The 18,285-nt window shown below is 73.6% G+C and carries 17 protein-coding genes; 10 read left to right on the forward strand and 7 right to left on the reverse strand.

Annotated features, from left to right (window positions below; translation table 11 throughout):
• Nucleotides 1-24 precede the first annotated feature (24 nt).
• The gene (locus tag AB0761_RS25820; RefSeq protein WP_377271533.1) at nucleotides 25-711 is read left to right on the forward strand and encodes an MOSC domain-containing protein; all 687 of its coding nucleotides are present in this window, start codon (nucleotides 25-27) and stop codon (nucleotides 709-711) included.
• A gap of 127 nt (nucleotides 712-838) precedes the next feature.
• On the opposite strand, the gene AB0761_RS25825 is transcribed toward AB0761_RS25820, so the two are convergent.
• On the reverse strand, nucleotides 839-1,531 hold the full coding sequence (locus AB0761_RS25825; RefSeq protein ID WP_377271534.1) for a GNAT family N-acetyltransferase: 693 nt from the start codon (nucleotides 1,529-1,531) through the stop codon (nucleotides 839-841).
• A 524-nt stretch (nucleotides 1,532-2,055) separates the two neighbouring features.
• Between AB0761_RS25825 and AB0761_RS25830 the strand changes: the two genes are divergently transcribed.
• The 4 genes from AB0761_RS25830 (at nucleotide 2,056) to AB0761_RS25845 (ending at nucleotide 5,538) form a co-directional block, all read left to right on the forward strand.
• Nucleotides 2,056-2,988 carry a PAC2 family protein gene (locus tag AB0761_RS25830; protein ID WP_377271535.1) on the forward strand — a complete coding sequence of 311 codons (933 nt, stop codon included), beginning with the start codon at nucleotides 2,056-2,058 and terminating at the stop codon, nucleotides 2,986-2,988.
• A 119-nt stretch (nucleotides 2,989-3,107) separates the two neighbouring features.
• On the forward strand, nucleotides 3,108-3,464 hold the full coding sequence (locus tag AB0761_RS25835) for a hypothetical protein (protein WP_377271536.1): 357 nt from the start codon (nucleotides 3,108-3,110) through the stop codon (nucleotides 3,462-3,464).
• Nucleotides 3,389-4,117, forward strand: a complete 729-nt coding sequence (locus AB0761_RS25840) for an SGNH/GDSL hydrolase family protein (protein WP_377271537.1) — start codon at nucleotides 3,389-3,391, stop codon at nucleotides 4,115-4,117. The genes AB0761_RS25835 and AB0761_RS25840 overlap by 76 nt, the downstream gene beginning before the upstream one ends.
• Nucleotides 4,118-4,209: 92 nt before the next feature.
• Nucleotides 4,210-5,538 (forward strand): M48 family metallopeptidase, encoded by a 1,329-nt coding sequence (locus tag AB0761_RS25845; RefSeq protein WP_377271538.1) that lies wholly within the window; start codon nucleotides 4,210-4,212, stop codon nucleotides 5,536-5,538.
• A gap of 148 nt (nucleotides 5,539-5,686) precedes the next feature.
• Here AB0761_RS25845 and nirD read toward each other — a convergent pair whose 3' ends face one another.
• From nirD to AB0761_RS25860, 3 genes are read right to left on the reverse strand one after another with little or no spacing between them, the layout of a single operon-like run.
• Nucleotides 5,687-6,064 (reverse strand): nitrite reductase small subunit NirD, encoded by a 378-nt coding sequence (gene nirD, locus AB0761_RS25850; protein WP_377274326.1) that lies wholly within the window; start codon nucleotides 6,062-6,064, stop codon nucleotides 5,687-5,689.
• Entirely contained in the window at nucleotides 6,064-8,688 is a 2,625-nt protein-coding gene (nirB, locus tag AB0761_RS25855) for a nitrite reductase large subunit NirB (protein ID WP_377271539.1), read from the reverse strand. Before nirB ends, nirD begins: the two co-directional genes overlap by 1 nt.
• On the reverse strand, nucleotides 8,688-9,074 hold the full coding sequence (locus AB0761_RS25860) for a hypothetical protein (RefSeq protein ID WP_377271540.1): 387 nt from the start codon (nucleotides 9,072-9,074) through the stop codon (nucleotides 8,688-8,690). Before AB0761_RS25860 ends, nirB begins: the two co-directional genes overlap by 1 nt.
• Before the next feature lie 173 nt (nucleotides 9,075-9,247).
• Here AB0761_RS25860 and AB0761_RS25865 point away from each other — a divergent pair, with 173 nt between their 5' ends.
• On the forward strand, nucleotides 9,248-9,826 hold the full coding sequence (locus AB0761_RS25865; protein ID WP_377271541.1) for a hypothetical protein: 579 nt from the start codon (nucleotides 9,248-9,250) through the stop codon (nucleotides 9,824-9,826).
• A gap of 3 nt (nucleotides 9,827-9,829) precedes the next feature.
• Here the strand turns inward: AB0761_RS25865 and AB0761_RS25870 are convergent, their stop codons facing one another.
• Nucleotides 9,830-11,605, reverse strand: a complete 1,776-nt coding sequence (locus tag AB0761_RS25870; RefSeq protein ID WP_377271542.1) for an ABC transporter ATP-binding protein — start codon at nucleotides 11,603-11,605, stop codon at nucleotides 9,830-9,832.
• A 119-nt stretch (nucleotides 11,606-11,724) separates the two neighbouring features.
• Nucleotides 11,725-13,005, reverse strand: coding sequence for a diaminopimelate decarboxylase (gene lysA, locus AB0761_RS25875; protein WP_377271543.1), 1,281 nt, complete (start codon nucleotides 13,003-13,005; stop codon nucleotides 11,725-11,727).
• 453 nt (nucleotides 13,006-13,458) lie between these two features.
• On the opposite strand from lysA, the gene AB0761_RS25880 reads away from it, so the two are divergent.
• Nucleotides 13,459-14,295 carry a sirohydrochlorin chelatase gene (locus AB0761_RS25880; RefSeq protein ID WP_377271544.1) on the forward strand — a complete coding sequence of 279 codons (837 nt, stop codon included), beginning with the start codon at nucleotides 13,459-13,461 and terminating at the stop codon, nucleotides 14,293-14,295.
• Between the two features lie 6 nt (nucleotides 14,296-14,301).
• A complete protein-coding gene (locus tag AB0761_RS25885; protein WP_377271545.1) occupies nucleotides 14,302-14,709 on the forward strand; it encodes a hypothetical protein in 408 nt (135 codons plus the stop codon).
• Nucleotides 14,710-14,742: 33 nt separating this feature from the next.
• On the opposite strand, the gene AB0761_RS25890 is transcribed toward AB0761_RS25885, so the two are convergent.
• Nucleotides 14,743-15,156: a hypothetical protein gene (locus tag AB0761_RS25890; protein WP_377271546.1), complete on the reverse strand. Its 414-nt coding sequence runs from the start codon at nucleotides 15,154-15,156 to the stop codon at nucleotides 14,743-14,745.
• Nucleotides 15,157-15,510: 354 nt separating this feature from the next.
• Here AB0761_RS25890 and AB0761_RS25895 point away from each other — a divergent pair, with 354 nt between their 5' ends.
• Nucleotides 15,511-16,827: a deoxyguanosinetriphosphate triphosphohydrolase gene (locus AB0761_RS25895; protein ID WP_377271547.1), complete on the forward strand. Its 1,317-nt coding sequence runs from the start codon at nucleotides 15,511-15,513 to the stop codon at nucleotides 16,825-16,827.
• Between the two features lie 172 nt (nucleotides 16,828-16,999).
• Nucleotides 17,000-18,265 carry an NAD(P)/FAD-dependent oxidoreductase gene (locus AB0761_RS25900; protein ID WP_377271548.1) on the forward strand — a complete coding sequence of 422 codons (1,266 nt, stop codon included), beginning with the start codon at nucleotides 17,000-17,002 and terminating at the stop codon, nucleotides 18,263-18,265.
• Nucleotides 18,266-18,285: the final 20 nt, after the last annotated feature.

Genomic DNA, 18,285 nt, shown 5'->3' on the forward strand with positions numbered 1-18,285 from the left:
CCGCGCCGGCCCTAGCCTGCCGCCATGGCATATCTGATCTCGGTGAACCTGGCCCGGCCGCGGCCCAACCCGGCGAAGCCCCGGATCGGTACGACCGGCATCGACAAGCAGCCCGTCGACCACCCCGTCGAGGTGCGGGCACCCGGGCCCAAGCACACCGGGCTGGGCAGCGGGCTGGTGGGCGACGGCATCTTCGACACCCGCAACCACGGCGGTGACGACCAGGCGGTGTACGCCTATGCGCGGGAGGTCCTGGACAGCTGGCAGGACGAGCTCGGCCGGGAGCTGCCCGGCGGCTTCTTCGGTGAGAACCTCACCACCTCGGGCCTGGACGTGGACGGCGCGCTGATCGGCGAGCGGTGGCGGATCGGCGGGCAGGTGCTGCTGGAGGTGGCCGTGCCGCGGATCCCGTGCAGCACCTTCGCCCATTGGCTGGACGAGAAGGGCTGGCTGCGCCGCTTCACCGCACGGGCGCTGCCCGGCGCCTATCTGCGGGTGGTCGAGCCCGGCGAGATCCGGGCCGGCGACCCGGTGGAGATCGAGTACCGGCCCGGCCACGGGGTCACCATCGAGCGGTGCTTCCGTGCACTGACCACCGAAGCGGAGCTGCTGCCGGGTCTGCTCGCGGCCGAGCAGTTGCCGCAGGAAGTCAAGGAGTTGGCCCGGCGGCGGGTTGCGGTGCCCCCGTACCCCGCCCCGGCCGAGGACTGACCGGGCGCCCCGCTCCCGGCGGTGCGGCGCCGGGAACCCGGGAACCCGGGAACCCCGGAACCCCGGAGCCGCAGACGGGCCGTCGGGCGTCGGGCGCCGAGCGTGGGCCGCCCGGCGCCCGACGAGGTCAGGCGGAGATCAGCGGCCTGGGGTGGTCCGGGGCGCTGGGTGCCTCGGCCGCCGCGATCCGCAGCTCGATGATGTCCCGCACCGCGGGCCACTCCTCGTCCAGGATCGAGTAGAAGGCGGTGCCCCGGACCAGGCCGTCCAGCCCGCGGGTGTGCGCCCGGCGCACCCCCTCGCAGACCGCGCCCAGCCGCTCGATCGCGGCCCGGGAGCGCATGTTGCGGGCATCGGCGCGCATGGAGATCCGGCGCACCCCCCAGACCTCGAAGGCATGCCGCAGCATCAGCAGCTTGGCCTCGGTGTTGATACCGGTGCCCTGGGCATGGGCGGACAGCCAGGTGCCGCCGACCTCGGCGGCGTCCGGCACCGCCGCGGCCGGGTCGCCGAGCGGGCCGCGCGGGGCCGGCGGCCAGATGACCGGGCCCTGCCAGTAGTCCAGCTCGGCGAAGCGGGTGGACCCGACGACCAGTCCGTCGGAGGCACGGACGGTGGCGAAGGGCAGGCAACGGCCTGCCGCCTGGTCGGCCAGCGCGGCCTCGACATAGGCGCGGGCCGCAGCCGCCCCCTGCGGAACAGGGGTGAAGGCATAGGCCGTGCGATCCTCGGCCGCGGCGGCGGCCAGGGCCGGGGCGTGCTGCTCGGTCAGCGGCTCCAGCCGCACCATGCGGCCGGTGAGGGTGAGAGGGACGGGCACGGGCCTTCGGTCCTTCGGCGAGAGGGTGCTCCTGTCCGCGGTCCGGCCAGGAGGAAGGTGTGGACGACCTGCCCCACCGCACGGATCCGTGGTCCGGCACCGGCCTGGAAGATCGGTGCGGCGGAGGAGCGCGAGGGGACAGTGTGAGTCCGCAAGATGGCCGGGGCGGGAACGAGTGCGCGAAAGGAAGCAGGCGGCCAGATGAAGGCAAGGTTGCGAGAGAGGTGGCTGCCTTCGGCAGTGCGATGCCGGGCAGCGAGAGGACGATACCCGGCCGCGGGCCGCACGTCATCCCACGGCGCGCCGACAGCACCGCACCGGCTCGCACGCTCCGGCCCCGGTCGCTGACGGTGGGGGCGGTCACCCCTCTGGCCAGCGGCTTTGCCAGAATTTCCCAGGGTGCCCGGCCAGTGGCGGGGACCGGGAATGCCGCGGCCCGCCGGGGCGCTGAGATGTGACGAGGGGGTACCCAGTGCGCGCAGCGCTCCGGGCGCCCGTCCGGGATGGAAGGAATTGGGTGCGCGGTGCGTGATCCGGAGGCTCTGTACGACCTGGAGCGGGAGGGCTTGGAGGCGGTGGCCGTCACGGCGGCCGCATCGCCGGGCCTGGTCCTGCTGTACCACTTCGCGGGCTTCATGGACGCCGGGGAGACCGGTGCCCAGGTGGTCGAGCACCTGCGGGAGCAGGGCGACCCCAAGGTGGTGGCCCGGTTCGACCACGACCGGCTGGTGGACTACCGGGCCCGGCGCCCCGCGATGACCTTCGAGCGCGACCACTGGTCGCAGTACGAGGCCCCCGAGATCCTTCTGGAGCTGCTGCACGACGCCGCCGGCGCACCCTTCCTGCTGCTCAGCGGCCCCGAGCCGGATGTCGAGTGGGAGCGCTTCGCCGCCGCCGTACGCGGGCTGGTGGTCCGCTTCGGGGTGCGGCTCGCGGTGGACTTCCACGGCATCCCGATGGGCGTACCGCACACCCGTCCGGTGGGGCTGACCCCGCACGGCAACCGGATGGACCTGGTCGCCGCGCACCCCAGCTGGTTCGAGAGCGCCGAGGTGCCCGGCAGCGCCCAGGGGCTGCTGGAGTACCGGCTCGCCGAGGCCGGGCACGATGTGCTCGGCTTCGCGGTGCACGTCCCGCACTATGTCGCCCGCTCGGCCTACCCCGCCGCGGCCGTCGCGGTGCTGGAGGCCGTCCAGTCCGCCACCGGCCTGGTGCTCCCCGGCACCGAGCTGCGTGAGCGGGTCACCGAGGTGCGCTCGGACATCGACGAGCAGCTGGCCCAGGGCGACGGCGAGCTGCCGACCGCGATCCGCGGTCTGGAGAGCCAGTACGACGCCGTCGCCGGGGCCGAGACCCGGGAGAGCCTGCTCGCCGAGCAGACCGATCTGCCGTCCGCCGACGAGCTGGGCCGCCGCTTCGAGGAGTTCCTGGCCGAGCAGGAGCGCGGCGCCGACTGACGCCCGTCCGCAGGTCCGTCGCGCCCGTCGGGAGTCCCCCGGCGGGCGCGGCGCGTTGCCTGCTCGTACGGTTCGGGGGACGGGCCGTTGCCCGGCCCGAGCCGACCCCGGGGAGACCCATGACCACAAAGGACCCGCGCACCGCCCTCGCGACCCTGGCCGCGGCCGGCGCCCTGCTGCTCGGCGCAGGCTGCTCCGGCGGCGGCCCGGCGGCCCCGTCATCCCGGACGGCACCGGCGTCCGCCGCCGCACCCTCCTCCGCGGCGCCGCGCGGCGGCACCCGGGTGCCCGCCGGGCCCTATGTGGCGCTCGGCGACTCCTACACCTCCGCGCCGCAGATCCCCCGGCAGTACGGCACCCCGCCGGCTGCGCCCGCTCCAGCCGCAACTACCCGTCGCTGGTGGCCGGAGCGCTCGGCCTGGCGAGAGCCGACTTCCGCGACGTCAGCTGCAGCGGCGCCACCACCGCTGACCTGACGGCGCCCCAGCCCACCTCGGACGGCACCAACCCGGCCCAGCTCGACGCCCTGTCCGCGCGCACCCGGCTGGTGACCCTGGGCATCGGCGGCAACGACGTGGGCTTCATCCAGGTCCTCACCCGCTGCGTCCAGCAGGGCGTGCTGCACAGCCTCGGCATGAGCGGCAGCGGCAGCGGTAGCGCCGCGCCGGGTGACGCCCCCTGCGCGGACTCCTACACCGCGGCCGGCCGCGACGAGCTGCGGCAGCGGGTGTCGCTGGCGGGTCACCGGCTGGAGTCGGCCCTGGAGCAGATCCGGCTGCGGGCTCCGCACGCCCGGGTCCTGGTGGTCGGCTACCCCGCGCTGGTCCCGGCCACGGGCAACGGCGCGGCCTGTACGGGGCTGCTGGGCCTGGCGTCCGGCGATGTGGCCTTCCTCCGCTCCCGCGAGCAGCAGCTCAATGACGAGCTGCGGCGCCGTGCGGAGGCGGCGGGCGCCCGCTATGTCGACACCTGGACCCCCTCCCGGGGCCATGACGCCTGCACCGCCGCCGCCGTCCGCTGGGTCGAACCGCTGATCCCGGCCACGGACGCCGCCCCCGTCCACCCCAATGAGCGCGGTGAACGCGGCATGGCCGACGCCGTCCTGCGGGCGGTGCGGGGGAGTTCCTGACAGCACCCGCCCGACGGGCCACCGGCGGACCTCGGTGAACAGGGCGCCCCGGTCTTGACCGCAGCCACTGCGACTGCGGCATGATCACCGCCATGACCCCGCCCGCTGTCGCCGCGCCCGGTGCGCCGTGCCCCACCTGCTCGGCTCCGCTCGCCGATGACCTTCGCTTCGTGGTCTGGTGCCCCGCGTGCGAGTGGAATGTGGACCCCTTGGCCGGGTCCGTCGCCGACGCCGATGGGCGGACCGCCCGCCGCAGGGCGCGGCGGCGGAAGGCCGAACGCGCCGTCGCCGAGCAGATGTACGCGGAGGCCGTGAAGGCCGCTGAGGCGGCGAGTCCTCGTCCGGCGCGCGGCCGGGCCTGGTCCGCCGCGATGGCCATCGCCGCACTGGTCCATCTGTCCACCGCAGTGGTGACCGTGACGTCCCTGTGGTGGCTGGCGACGGGGCCGGTGGTCCTCAGGGTGCTCGGCGTGCCGGGTCTGGCGCTTGCCGTGTTGCTCCGCCCTCGGCTCGGCCGTGTCCGGCGCGGCGACGAGTGGTCGCTGACCCGGGCGAAGGCACCGGCCCTCTACGGCCTCGCGGACCGGGTCGCCTCGGCGGCGGGAGCCCCGCCCGTGCACCTGATCCGCGCCACGGGGGAGTTCAATGCGTCCTACGGCAAGGTGGGGCTCAGACGGCGCCGTGTCCTGACCCTCGGCCTGCCGCTGTGGGAGATACTCACCCCCCAGGAGCGCATCGCCCTGCTGGCACACGAGTTCGGGCACGCCGTCAACGGTGACAACCGCCGGGGGCTGTGGCTCGACTCGGCGGTCCGTGGGCTTGTCGAGTGGCATCGGCTGACCCGTCCTGACCGCGGTGCCACATCGGGTTCCGGGCTCATCATGCTGATCGCGGGCTGGGTCGCCAATGCCGTGATGCTGGTGGTGCACAAGGCCGTCGAGACAGTGCTGCTGACCCTGCACCGCTGCACCCTGCGTACCGGGCAGCAGGCCGAGTACCTGGCGGATCTGCTGGCCGTGCGGGTCGGCTCCGCGAACGCGACGCGGACCCTGCTGGAGTCCATGCTGCTCGGGGAGAGCGTGGAGGCGTTCTTCCACCGCAGGAGGTTCGCCCCGATGGTGAAGCGCCCGGCGAGTGCGGGTTCCCGGCCGACTCAGGATGCCGAGGTCTGGCGGGAGTTGCGTGAGTACCTGGACTCCCTCCCCGAGGCCGAACGTCGGCGGCGGCTCCGGTTGTCGGCACTGCGGATGGGGTCGGTGGACCGCACGCACCCGCCGACGTACCTGCGGGTGGCGCTGGTGGAGACCCGAGGTGCGCTGGAGGCGGAAGTCGTCGCTGATGAGGCCGAGACGGCAGCGGTGCAGAGCGAACTGGCGGGCCGGCGGGCTGCTGTGGTGGCCCTTCACACGGAATTCTGGTGAGTTCCGGCGGCCCCGGGTCCCCTCGGCGCAGCGGCAGAGCACGGCCGCTCCCGCATCGGCCGAGCACACGGCCGCCGACCGGGGCCTCCGAGGTCAGGGCGACAAGGCGGAGGCACCAGCCGGCGGGGTTCTGTGACGGGGCGCGGTGTCAGTGGCGGACCCTGGCGGTGTAGGCGGGGATGCGGACCTGCTCGTCGTCCAGGCAGACCCCGCCGGCCAGGTCGAAGCGCTGCTTCAGCAGCGGCGAGGCGACATACGGCCGCGAGCCCGCCGTGCCCAGCAGGCCCCGGGAGAGCACCTGGGCGCCGGTGAAGGGGTCCCGGTTGGCGATCGCGTACACCCGGTCGTGGCGGTCGCGGAAGACCGCGGCCTGGCCGCCGTCGGGGAGCAGCACCGCGACGCCGCGGCCGGGGGTCAGGTGCGACCAGTCGCAGACGGGGACCCAGGCTCCGCCGATCAGCAGCTCCACCCGGGCGGTGGTGGTGGCGACGGCGGTCGCGGTCGCGGCGACGGTGGGAGCGGTCATCATGAGCGGACCTCCAGGAGGGGGGTGTTGTCGGGGTCGAGTGAGCGGAGCAGGTCCTGCTCGGAGAAGAGGAGCTCCAGGTCGGGCTTGACCTGCTCCCGCTCCGGGACGAACTTCACCGTGGGGTCGGGCACTTCGGGCGCGTTGACGAAGGAGACGAAGCGGCGCAGCCGCTCGGGGTCGGCCAGTGTGGCGGCCCACTCGTCCTCGTACCTGGCGACATGGTTGGACATCAGCGCCTCCAGCTCGTCGCAGATCCCGAGCGAGTCCTCCACCACGACCTCGCGGACGTGGTCCAGGCCGCCCTCGATCCGCTCCAGCCAGGCGGAGGTGCGCTCCAGCCGGTCCGCAGTGCGGATGTAGAACATCAGGAACCGGTCGATCAGCCGGATCAGACCCTCGTCGTCCAGGTCCTGCGCCAGCAGGTCCGCGTGGCGGGGGTCGGCACCGCCGTTGCCGCCGACGTAGAGGTTCCAGCCGCCGGCGGTGGCGATCACGCCGAAGTCCTTGCCGCGGGCCTCGGCGCACTCGCGGGCGCACCCGGAGACCCCCGACTTCAGCTTGTGCGGGGAGCGCAGGCCGCGGTAGCGCAGCTCCAGCTGGATGGCCATCCGTACCGAGTCCTGCACCCCGTAGCGGCACCAGGTCGAGCCCACACAGGACTTCACGGTGCGCAGCGACTTGCCGTACGCGTGGCCCGACTCGAAGCCGGCGTCCACCAGCCGCCCCCAGATCTGCGGCAGCTGGTCCACCCGGGCGCCGAAGAGGTCGATCCGCTGCCCACCGGTGATCTTGGTGTAGAGGCCGAAGTCCCGGGCGACCTCGCCGATCACGATCAGCTTCTGCGGGGTGATCTCCCCGCCGGGGATGCGCGGGACCACCGAGTAGGACCCGTTCTTCTGCAGATTGGCCAGGAAGTGGTCGTTGGTGTCCTGCAGCGCCGCCTGCTCGCCGTCCAGGATGTGCACCGAGGCGTCCAGCTCCGGGGCCAGGCTGGCGATGATGGAGCCGACGGTGGGCTTGCAGACCTCACAGCCCTCGCCGTTGCGGGCGCCCTCGCGGCCGTAGCCCTCCAGCAGCTGGGCATGACTGGCGACACCGGCCACCCGGACGATCTCGTACAGCTCGGCGCGGGTGTGGGCGAAGCAGGGGCAGAGGCCCTTGTCGACGGCGACGCCGGACGCCTCCAGCTCCTCGTTGACGATGGTGCCCAGCAGCTTGACGCAGGAGCCGCAGCCGGTGCCGGCCTTGGTGCACTTCTTCACCTCGGGCACCGTGCTGCAGCTGTGCTCGGCGACGGCGGAGCGGACGGTGCCCTTGGTGACGTTGTGGCAGTTGCAGACCACCGCGGCGTCCGGCAGTGCCGAGGACCCCAGCGACACCGGGCCGCCCAGCCCGGCGGGCAGCACCAGTGCCTCCGGTGGTGCGGGGAGCGGATTTCCGGTGCCCGCCAGCGGGCGCAGCGACATATAGGCGTCGGCGTCACCGACCAGGATGCCGCCGAGCAGCGCCCCCTCCGCGGTGACCACCAGCTTCTTGTAGACCCCGGAGCGGGAGTCGGAGTACACGACCTCCAGGGCGCCCTCGGTGGTGGCGAAGGCGTCGCCGAAGCTGGCGACGTCCACACCCAGCAGCTTCAGCTTGGTGGAGAGGTCGGCGCCGGTGAAGGTCCGCACCTCGCCCGCCAGCTGGGCGGCGACCGCCTGCGCCATCTCGTAGCCGGGGGCCACCAGGCCGTAGACCCGGCCGTCGCCGGCCAGCGCGCACTCACCGATGGCGAAGACCCGCTCGTCGGTGACGGTCCGGCAGTTCTCGTCCACCCGGATGCCGCCGCGCTCGCCGACCTCCAGGCCGCAGTCGCGGGCCAGCTGGTCGCGGGGCCGGACACCGGCGGAGAAGACCACCATGTCGACGGCGAGTTCGGAGCCGTCGGTGAAGGACATCCCGGCGGCGGCGCCCGCGGCGTCCACCGAGACCGCCTTGGTGCCCACCCCGGTGTGCACCACCACGCCCATCTCCTCGATGGTGCGCCGCAGCGCCTCGCCGCCGCCGTCGTCCACCTGCACCGGCATCAGCCGCGGGGCGAACTCCACGACGTGCGTCTGCAGCCCCAGGCCCTGGAGCGCGCCCGCCGCCTCCAGTCCCAGCAGGCCGCCGCCGACCACCGCGCCCACCCGGGCGCCCCTGGCGTACTCCTCGATGGCCAGCAGGTCCTCGATGGTGCGGTAGACGAAGCAGCCTGCGGCGTCCCTGCCCTCCACCGGCGGCACGAACGGGTACGAGCCGGTGGCCAGCACCAGGGTGTCGTAGCGGAACTCGCGCCCGGAGCGGGCCGTCACGGTGCGTGCGGTGCGGTCCACGGCCACCGCGGGGTCGCCGAGGTGGACCTCGTAGCCGTGCCGCTCGGCGAAGCCGGCCTCGCCCATCAGCAGGTCCTCCGGGGTGCGGCCGGAGAAGTACGAGGTCAGCTGGACGCGGTCATAGGCGGCACGCGGCTCCTCGGCGAGCACGACCACGCGGAGGTCGGCCGCGGCGCCGTTCTCGGCCAGGGCCTCCAGAAAGCGGTGGCCGACCATGCCGTACCCGACCAGGAGGACGGTGGGCTTCTCGGTGCTGTCGGTCATCAGGCGGTCCCTCCGTGGATGGTGCTGTGGGCGGTTCCGTGCGTGGTGCCGTGGGTGGTGATCAGATGCAGCGGGTGGGCGCGCAGCGGCTCGTCGCCCTGCCAGGCGTGGGCCACCCCGACCCCCCGCCGCACCACCGGGCCGTGCGGCACCGGCGGCAGTGCCACCACCTCGGGGGCCCAGCGCCCCGCCGGCACCTCGGCCGGCAGCACCCGGTTGTAGCCGGGGTGCGCCTCCTCGCCCAGTACGGTCACCTGGTGTCCGCCGCCCGGCATTCCGGCCGGTTGCTGCGCCGGCCGGTGCCCGGCCATGCCGCCGCCGACCACGACCACCCGGCGGGGTGCGCCGGGGCGGCGCTCGCTGCGGAGGCTCGGGTCCGTGGTCATGGAATGAGCTTCCGACGTGGGTGTTTCCCGTCAGGTTCGCTGCTGTTTCGGCAGCGGAACGGTGACCTCAGCGTCCAGGGGACTCACCTGTGAGCGTCAGACGGTGTGAACTGCCGCCGGTGGATAGCATCGGCCCCGGGTCAGGATCCGACCCGTAGAGCGAGGGGACCGCCATGGGAACGGCCGACGGGGTGGACAACGCCCCGCAGGACCACGAGAGCATCGTCGACATCACGCCGCAGGCGGAGGACGAGCGCGGTCCGGGAGCCGGCGACAACCGCTGGACGGGGCCGCTGCTGGTGATCGGCGTCCCCCTCGCCCTGGTGGCCGCGGGTTTTGTGGCGCTGTCCCATGTGCTCTCCGCGCCGGACGACTTCCCCGCGAGCGACTCGCGGGCCTGTCCGGGCAGCGTGCAGCCGCTGGAGCCGCTGGAGGTCCAGCTCGGGCTGCATCTGCCGGAGGGCGCGCGGGATGTGCACTACCGGACCAATGCGGCCGGCGACCTGCCGGAGCTGGCGATCTCCTTCCGGATGCCGTCCGCCGCCGCGGACGAGGCCCTGGAGGAGTACGGCCTCACCCAGGACCCCGCATCGGACGGCGTCTATCCGGTCGGGCCCCCCTGCGGACCCGTGGACAGCGGAACCGCGAGCGCGTGGTGGGGCTCCCTGCGGAGCTCGCCGCGTCCGGTCCGTGCGCTCGTCACCCGCTCCCAGGGGCCCCTGGTGCAGGTGTCGATGTCCATCGACGGCTGACCCTCAGGCAGAGCGGGCCCCCTGGGCCGACTGGAGGCCCGCGTACGCCCCGCCCCGGCGCAGCAGCTCCTCATGGGTGCCCACCTCGGTGATCCGGCCGTCGTCCAGCACCACGATGCGGTCGGCGCCGCGGATGGTGGAGAGCCGGTGGGCCACCACAAAGACCGTGCGGCCGTGCACCAGCCTGGCCAGCGCCTGCTGCACCAGCGCCTCGGAGTGGGTGTCCAGCGCGGAGGTGGCCTCGTCCAGCACCAGCACCCGCGGGTCGCGGATCAGTGCCCGGGCGATGGCCAGCCGCTGCTTCTGGCCGCCCGACAGCCGGGCGCCGCGCTCCCCGACCACGGTGTCCAGGCCGTCCGGCAGGCGGTCGATGAACTCCATGGCGTTGGCGTCCCGCAGTGCGGCGCGCACCCGCTCCTCGGGGACGTCCGGCATGCCGTAGCCGACATTGGCCCGGATGGTGCCCTCGAAGAGGATCGACTCCTGCGGCACCACCGACAGGAACCGCCGGTAGCTGCGCAGGTCCAGCGTCTCCATGTCGGCGCCGTCCAGCAGGATCCGGCCCTCGGTGGGGCGCAGGAAGCCGATCACCAGGTTGAGCGCGGTGGACTTGCCGGCGCCCGAGGGGCCCACCAGGGCGATGGTCTCCCCGGGCCGCACCGAGAGGGTGAAGTCCCGGATCGAGTGCCGCTCCGCCTCCCCGTAGGCGTAGCCCACGCCCTGGAAGTCCACCCGTCCGCGAACGCCGGTCACCTCGGCCTTGCCCGCGTTCTGCTCCAGGTCGGGGGCCTCCAGCACCTCACCGGCCGACCGCACCGACTCCAGGCCCTTGCTGATCACCGGGGTGAGCCCCATCAGGGTGGTGACCGCGGCGGTCAGCGAGGAGAAGTAGGCGCTGAGCATCACCACATCGCCGGGGGTGACGGCCAGCCAGCCGTAGTACGCGGCCAGCGCCGACCCGGCCAGGCAGCCCACCCCCAGCGCATTGAGCATGATCCAGGCCAGCGCGCCGAACTGCCCGTTGAGGCGGTCCAGCCGCAGCCCCGCCGTCAGCACCTGCCGCAGAGTGCCGTCCACCCGGCGCAGTGCGGTGTGCTCCAGCCCGTGCGCCCGGGTGATCGGGATCAGCGTGGTCATCTCGCTCACCCGCGAGGAGAGCTGCTCGACCTCCTGGCGGAAGGACTCGTTGTACGCCCGCAGCCGCCCGCGCAGCCACATCACCAGCGCGGACGCCGCCGGGACGACCACCAGGAAGACCGGCAGGAAGGCGGGGGTGCGCACACCGATCACCACCAGCGCCCCGGCGAGCGTGGCCAGTGCGGACAGGCCCAGGTCGCCGGTCTGCTGGAAGGCCTGCTCCACGCTCTCCACATCGCGGATCACCTTGGTCTGCAGCACGCCCGCGCTGACCCTGGAGTGGTAGCCGATGGACAGCTGCTGCATGCGGTGGCAGAGCGCGGAGCGCATCCGGTTGCCCATCCGCCGGGCGCTGCCGTACCAGCAGCGGATGTAGAGCAGCTGGAAGGGGTAGTTGAGCACCAGCATCACCAGCAGCAGCCCGGCACCGAACCAGAGGCCGCCGATGGACCGGTGCTGCACCACCACGTCGATCACATTGGCGGTGATCAGCGGGGTGAGCCAGGTGGGGCTGTGCTTGACCAGGAACGCCAGCGCGGCGAGTGCCAGCCGCCGGCGGTCCTCGTGGAGCAGATAGACGAGGGTGCGGACGGGGTGCTCGCCGCGGTAGCGGTGGTCCAGAGGTCCCTGCGGCAGCGCCATGATCGGGAGACTCCTGAAGTGCGGTGTGCGGGCGGGGGGGTCGGGGACGATTCCGTAAGTCGGCACATATCTTCCCAGAGGCCCTTTCACCCCTGCACCGGGTTTCCCTTCGGGAGGGCTCAGCCCGGCAGGCCGGTCTCCAGCTCCAGCAGCTCCCGGACGGTCTGCCGGCGGCGGATCAGCCGGGTGTCGGCACCGTCCAGCAGCACCTCGGGGATCAGCGGCCGGGAGTTGTAGTTGGAGGACATGCTGGCCCCGTACGCCCCGGTGTCATGGAAGACCACCAGATCGCCGATCTCCGCCCAGGGCAGCGGCACCGGCTGGACCTCACCGGCCGCAGTCTGGGTGAACACATCGCCGGACTCGCACAGCGGCCCGGCCAGCACGGTGTCCAGCACCGCCGAGTCGCGCACCTCCCCGGCCGGGGACAGCACCGACACCTGGTGGCTGCTGCCGTACATGGCGGGCCGCATCAGGTCGTTGAAGCCGGCGTCCACCAGCACGAAGTGGTTGCCGCCCATCGGCTTGCGGGCCTGCACCTCCGCCGCCAGCACCCCGGAACCGGCGACCAGGAAGCGGCCCGGTTCGATCTCCAGCCGCACCGGGTGGCCGAGTTCGGAGACCAGCTCCTGCCGGGCGGCGTCCCACAGCCGGAAGTACCGGTCGGTGTCCAGCTCGGGGTCGCCGGGCGCGTACGGCACCGAGAGACCGCCGCCCGCCGAGATGGCGCGCACATCCCGGCCGGTCAGCCTGACCTGCTTGACCATGGTCTCGCAGACCTGCTCGAGGTGTCCGTAGTCCGCCCCGGAGCCGATGTGCATATGGAGGCCGACCAGGTCCAGCCGGTGGCGGTCCACCAGCTCCAGGCTCTCGGCGAGATGCTCGTGCCAGATGCCGTGCTTGCTGTGCTCGCCGCCGGTGTTGGTCTTGCGGCTGTGGCCGTGGCCGAAGCCGGGGTTGATCCGGATCCACACCGGGTGGCCGGGTGCCGCCCGGCCGATCTGCTCCAGCATCTGCGGGGAGCCGGCGTTCACCGGGACCCCCAGCTCCACCACGCGGCGCAGCGTGGACCGGCCCAGCACATCGGCGGTGAGGACCACCGGCTGCTCCGGGCCGCCCGGGACGTACCCGGCGGCGAGTGCCCGCTCCAGCTCGCCCTCCGACACCGCGTCGACCAGCACCCCCTCCTCCCGCATCAGCCGCAGGACATGGATGTTGGAGCAGGCCTTCTGGGCGAAGCGGATCACGTCGAACCGGCGCAGCCGGGTGATCTGGGAACGGATCCGGGCTGCGTCGTACACCCACAGCGGGGTCCCGTGGCGCTCTGCCGCACCGGCGATCCGGGAGGCCTGGAGCGCCCCTGTGAGCTCACCGGTGCCCGAGCTGGGGACAGTGGTCATCGAGAACTCCTTGTGTGGACACCCCCGCCTTCAGACCGGGGGCGGAAACCCATCCTTGGACCGGCCCCGATCCTGCTGCACTCCGGGCGGGATCCGCCGGGCTGTCCGCAGGGCGGACGGCGACCGCACGGATCGCGCCGATTCGCCTTCCACAGACATGAGCTGACGGATCGTCGTATCGGCGCGGCGAAGGATCACGTCCTCCAGCGGGAACGGCAGCCCCCGGTCGAGACCGAAGGCCCCGCCGTGTGCGGCCGCCATACCGTGCAGTGTGCGTCGGGGCTGTTTCACCGCCACGACCCCCGCGTTACTGCCGCAGGTACGACGGCCTCAGTGCGGCATCCGCCCAGCTGTGAGGCCTCTCACCAGGCCGTTCCCCGGCTGTGAGCTACGGGAAACTGCTGTTGACCACCGCGCAACCACGGGGTAACACCCGCCGGGGAGGCTGGGCGCATGACGCAGCCCCTGTGGAACTCCAGCGCCTCGGAACTGCTGTCCGAGATCGCCACCCGGTTCTCCACCGGGCTCTCCGCACACCGCACCGGCCCCGCGGCGGCCGCCCGGCGGCCCCCGGCGCTGGTCGCCGTCGCCCACGGCTCCCGCGACCCGGCCGCCCGCATCGAGATCCGCCGGCTGCTCGACCTGGTCCGGGCGCTGCGGCCCGGCCTTCCCGTGCACCTCGCCCACCTGGGCCTCAACGACCCTCTGCTGCCCCACGTCCTCGACCGGCTCACCGGGCGGGCCGTCCTGGTGCCCCTGCTGCTGGGACGCGGCCACCACGTCCGGGTGGACATCCCCCGGGCCCTCGCCGACGCCCCGCACCTGGACGCGGTCGTGGCCGCCCCGCTCGGCCCGCATCCGCTGCTCACCCAGGTCCTCCACGCCCGTCTCACCGAGGCCGGCTGGGACGCCGCGGGCGGCGACGCCGTGGTGCTGGCCGCCGCCGGCTCCCGCGACCCCGCCTCCGCGGCCGACACCGAGGCCCAGGCCCGGCTGCTGGCCGCCCGCCTCGGCGTCCCCGTACTCCCCGGCTACGTCGCGGCGGCCGGCCCCACCGTCGCCGAGGCCGTGGCCGCGCTCACCGCCCGCGGCCACCGCCGTGTCGCCGTCTCCGGCTACTTCACCGCCCCCGGCGACTTCGCCCGCCTGGCCGCCGCGGCCGGCCCCTGGCGCACCGCCGCGCCCCTCGGCCGGCACCCCGACCTGGCCCGGCTGGTCCTCGCCCGCTACGACCACGCTGCCGGGCTCACCGAAGCAGCCGTCACCGGGACGCAGGCCATGGCATCCTGACCGCTCGTGGACATACCCGACGGCCGAACCGCCTCCGCCCTGCGCTTCCTCACCGAACTGGCGGCCTGGGCAGCCACCCCCTGGGCCCTTGCCCCCCACTCGGTGCCGCTGGCCGTCGCCTCCGTGGTCCTCCTGATCGGCCTGCCGACCGTCTTCGCCACCCCCGGCGACAAGAAGCAGGTGATGGTCGCCGTCCCGGGCCCGGTCACCATCGCGCTGGTGCTGCTCCAGCTCGCCGCCGCAGTCGCCGCCTCCTGGGCCGCCTGGCCGGCCTGGCTCGCGGTGCCGGTCACCCTGCTCGCCGCCGGCTGCCTGGTCCTGGAGCAGCCCCGCTGGCGCGCGCTGGCCGGTGCCGGCGCGGGCCGGTACGGGGCGGACGGTACGACGGCGAGGGAGCAGACCAAGGCCCCGTGAGAGGCCGGGCCCCAACCCCCTACGGCGTGCGCATCACCAGGGGAGGCCTGGACGGGGGCCGAACACGGCGGCGGAGATGAAGAGGTCACCGCCGGTGATCTGGCCGACCGTCGCGCTGCCGCCGGGGTTGATGGTGACAGCGCCCGCCGAGAGGGTGATGGGGACGTTGGTGCCGTTGTCCACGGTGGTGACGGTGTTCAGCGCGATGCCGCTGTCGAACGGGTTCCGGCTGAGGGCTGCCCCCTGGATGACGACGTCCGCGAGAGGTGGTGTCCGGTGGATGGTCACAATCCCGGTGATGACCGCGTCCCGGTGGGCCTCCGGTACGGCCCCCTGGACCGCGCCACCAAGGTTCGGAGCGGCGTGGGCCGGGGACAGGCCGAGCAGCGCGGCGCCGCAGGCGACCGCTGTGGCGAGCATGACGGCGCGGGCGGATATGAGACGCATCGGGTTCCTCCATGGTGCTGGTTACGTGGTGGCGAGGAGCAGAAGCGGCCCCGCTGACACCCCGACAGGGATCAGGTGCGGCCGCCCAGGAACCCACGCAACGTCATGTGTTCGGGTGTCGCAAGCGGTGTCGGCCGTAACGGGTGCGCGAGGCAGGAGATGTCACCGGTACGGGCCTACCGCGTCCGCTCCGGCACGCCCTCCCGGACCCCTCTGCGTACGGCCGGCTCCCCGCACTCTCCGCTGCCCCCCGACATCGGCGGCGCGGCGGGCGGCCCGTGTTCGGACAGCAGCTCCCCTTCCGTTGCGCGGCGGGTGCCCGGTTGACACAGGGCGGGCGTACCGTGCGGGTATATGAATGAGACCGACCAGGCCGCCGCTGTCCCGGCAGGTGTCAACGGGGCGGCGGCATACGATCCCGCCGCCGTGGCACGGTGGGTGCCCGAGCCCGACAAGAGGCCGGGGCGCACCGCCTTCGAACGTGACCGGGCGCGGGTGCTGCACTCGGCGGCGCTGCGGCGGCTCGCCGGTACCACACAGGTCGTGGCGCCGATGCTCAGCGACTTCCCGCGGACCAGGCTGACCCACTCGCTGGAGTGCGCCCAGGTCGGCCGGGAGCTGGGGGCGGCGCTGGGGTGCGATCCGGACCTGGTGGAGGTGGCGTGCCTGGCGCACGACCTGGGGCATCCACCCTTCGGCCACACCGGGGAGGCGGCGCTGGACACGGCGGCCGAATCGTGCGGCGGCTTCGAGGGCAACGCCCAGTCGCTGCGGATCCTCACCCGGCTGGAGCCCAAGCGCTTCGCCCCGCAGACCGACGACGCCGCCCGGCTGGCGCCCTGGCCGGGCCGCAGTGTGGGGCTGAACCTCACCCGCGCCGCGCTGGACGCGGCCACCAAGTACCCCTGGGCGCGGGGGCAGCACCCCACCGACCCCTCGTCGCCCAAGTACGGCGTCTATGCGGAGGACCTGGCGGTCTTCCGCTGGATGCGGGCGGCGGCGCCGCCCGGACGGCGCTGCTTCGAGGCGACGGTGATGGACTGGTCCGACGACGTCGCCTACTCCGTGCACGACCTGGAGGACGGGCTGCACGCCGGCCATGTCGATCCGGCGGCGCTGCACAGCCCCACCGAGCGGGCGGAGCTGTTCCGGGTGGCCGCGCGCTATGCGCAGGCGGCGGAGGAGGAGTTCGCCGAGGCGCTGGACCGCCTGCTGGCCCAGGAGTGGTGGCCGCGCTCCTACGACGGCTCGGCCCGTGACCGGGCCGGGCTGAAGGACGCCACCAGCCAGCTGATCGGCCGGTTCTGCCTGGCGGCGGAGCGGGCGACCCGCGAGCGCCACGGGCCGGGCCGGCTGACCCGCTACCGGGCAGAGCTGGTGGTGCCGCAGCCCACCAGGGTGGAGTGCGCGGTGCTGAAGGCCGTCGCGGTCCGCTATGTGATGCAGCGGGCGGAGCAGGCCGAGCTGCGCTCACGGCAGCGGGTGGTGATCGCCGAACTGGCCGAGGTGCTGGTGCGGGATGCACCGCGCGGACTCGACCCCGTCTTCCGTGCCCTGTTCGAGGAGGCGGAGGACGACCGCTCCCGGCTGCGTGCGGTGGTGGACCAGATCGCCTCCCTCACCGACGCCTCCGCGCTGGCCCTGCACCGGGTGCTGGTGCAGGAGGGGTGATGATCCGGCCGGGTTGGCGCAGCGCTCTTCACTTGGGCGTGCGCATGGGGGACGCTCGACCGCAGCGGACGGCCGGATCGGCCGGGGTCACCGACCCCGCCGCGCAGTAACCTGGCACTCACGGTGCGTAGCGACCGGTGTATGGCCGGCCGCGGAACAGGAGAGAGCGGACGTGGTGGACAGCAACGAGACCCATGTCATCGTGGGCGCCGGCCTGGCCGGGGCCAAGGCCGCCGAGACGCTGCGGGACGAGGGTTTCACCGGGCGGGTGATACTGCTCGGCGACGAGCGGGAGAAGCCGTACGAGCGGCCGGGACTCTCCAAGGGCTACCTCACCGGTGCGGAGCAGGCCGACGCGCTCCAGGTCCACGACCCGGCCTGGTACACGGCGCACGAAGTGGAGCTGCATCTGGGCCAGCCGGTCACCGAGCTGGACCGGGAGGCCAAGGAGGTACGGCTGGGCGACGGCACCGCGATCCGCTACCAGAAGCTGCTGCTGACCACCGGCTCCTCGCCGCGCCCCCTGCGGGTGCCCGGCGCCGACCTGGCGGGGGTGCACTATCTGCGCCGGCTGCCGCACGCCGAGCGGCTGCGGCAGGTGCTGCAGACCCTGGGGCGGGAGAACGGCCGGCTGCTGATCGTGGGCGCCGGCTGGATCGGGATGGAGGTCGCGGCGGCGGCCCGGGGCTACGGCGCCGAGGTGACCGTGGTGGAGCCGCAGCCGACCCCGCTGCACGGTGTGCTCGGACCGGAGCTCGGCGGGTTCTTCGCCGATCTGCACCGTGAGCACGGCGTCTCCCTGGAGCTCGGTGCCTCGGTGACCGAGGTGCTGGGCCAGGACGGCATGGTGCTCGCCGCCCTCACCGACACCGGTGAGGAACTGCCCGCCCACGCCATGCTGATCGGCATCGGCGCAGCCCCCGACATCGCGCTCGCCGAGGCCGCCGGGCTGGAGATCGCCCCCCGCGAGGAGGGCGGCGGTGTGGCGGTGGACGCCTCGCTGCGCACCTCGGACCCGGATGTCTTCGCGGCCGGCGACCTGGCCTCCGCGTACCACCCGCTCTTCGAGCGGCGGCTGCGGGTGGAGCACTGGGCCAACGCCCTCAACGGCGGCCCGGCCGCCGCGCGCGCGATGCTCGGCCAGGACGTGGTCTACGACCGGGTGCCGTACTTCTTCAGCGACCAGTACGACCTGGGGATGGAGTACTCGGGCTTCGCCGCGCCCGGGGAGTACGCCCAGGTGGTGATCCGCGGCGATGCCGCCAAGCGCGAGTTCATCGCCTTCTGGCTGGACGCGCAGAGCCGGGTGCTGGCGGGGATGAACGTCAATGTCTGGGACGTCACCGGCCCGATCCAGCAGCTGGTGCGCTCCCGGCGGCCGGTCGACCCGGAGCGGTTGTCGGACCCCACCGTCCCGCTGGACGCGCTGCTGCCCTGAGCCCGGCGGGGCATGTCCCC

The sequence above is a fragment of the Peterkaempfera podocarpi genome (assembly GCF_042466665.1).
GTDB classification, from domain to species: Bacteria; Actinomycetota; Actinomycetes; order Streptomycetales; family Streptomycetaceae; genus Peterkaempfera; species Peterkaempfera podocarpi.

Coding starts and splice junctions, on each gene's coding strand:
- AB0761_RS25820 (WP_377271533.1), top strand. CDS start 25: ATGGCATATCTGATCTCGGTGAACCTGGCCCGGCCGCGGCCCAACCCG.
- AB0761_RS25835 (WP_377271536.1), top strand. CDS start 3,108: ATGACCACAAAGGACCCGCGCACCGCCCTCGCGACCCTGGCCGCGGCC.
- AB0761_RS25845 (WP_377271538.1), top strand. CDS start 4,210: ATGACCCCGCCCGCTGTCGCCGCGCCCGGTGCGCCGTGCCCCACCTGC.
- nirD (WP_377274326.1), bottom strand. CDS start 6,064: ATGACCGCTCCCACCGTCGCCGCGACCGCGACCGCCGTCGCCACCACC.
- nirB (WP_377271539.1), bottom strand. CDS start 8,688: ATGACCGACAGCACCGAGAAGCCCACCGTCCTCCTGGTCGGGTACGGC.
- AB0761_RS25860 (WP_377271540.1), bottom strand. CDS start 9,074: ATGACCACGGACCCGAGCCTCCGCAGCGAGCGCCGCCCCGGCGCACCC.
- AB0761_RS25865 (WP_377271541.1), top strand. CDS start 9,248: ATGGGAACGGCCGACGGGGTGGACAACGCCCCGCAGGACCACGAGAGC.
- AB0761_RS25870 (WP_377271542.1), bottom strand. CDS start 11,605: ATGGCGCTGCCGCAGGGACCTCTGGACCACCGCTACCGCGGCGAGCAC.
- lysA (WP_377271543.1), bottom strand. CDS start 13,005: ATGACCACTGTCCCCAGCTCGGGCACCGGTGAGCTCACAGGGGCGCTC.
- AB0761_RS25880 (WP_377271544.1), top strand. CDS start 13,459: ATGACGCAGCCCCTGTGGAACTCCAGCGCCTCGGAACTGCTGTCCGAG.
- AB0761_RS25890 (WP_377271546.1), bottom strand. CDS start 15,156: ATGCGTCTCATATCCGCCCGCGCCGTCATGCTCGCCACAGCGGTCGCC.
- AB0761_RS25895 (WP_377271547.1), top strand. CDS start 15,511: ATGAATGAGACCGACCAGGCCGCCGCTGTCCCGGCAGGTGTCAACGGG.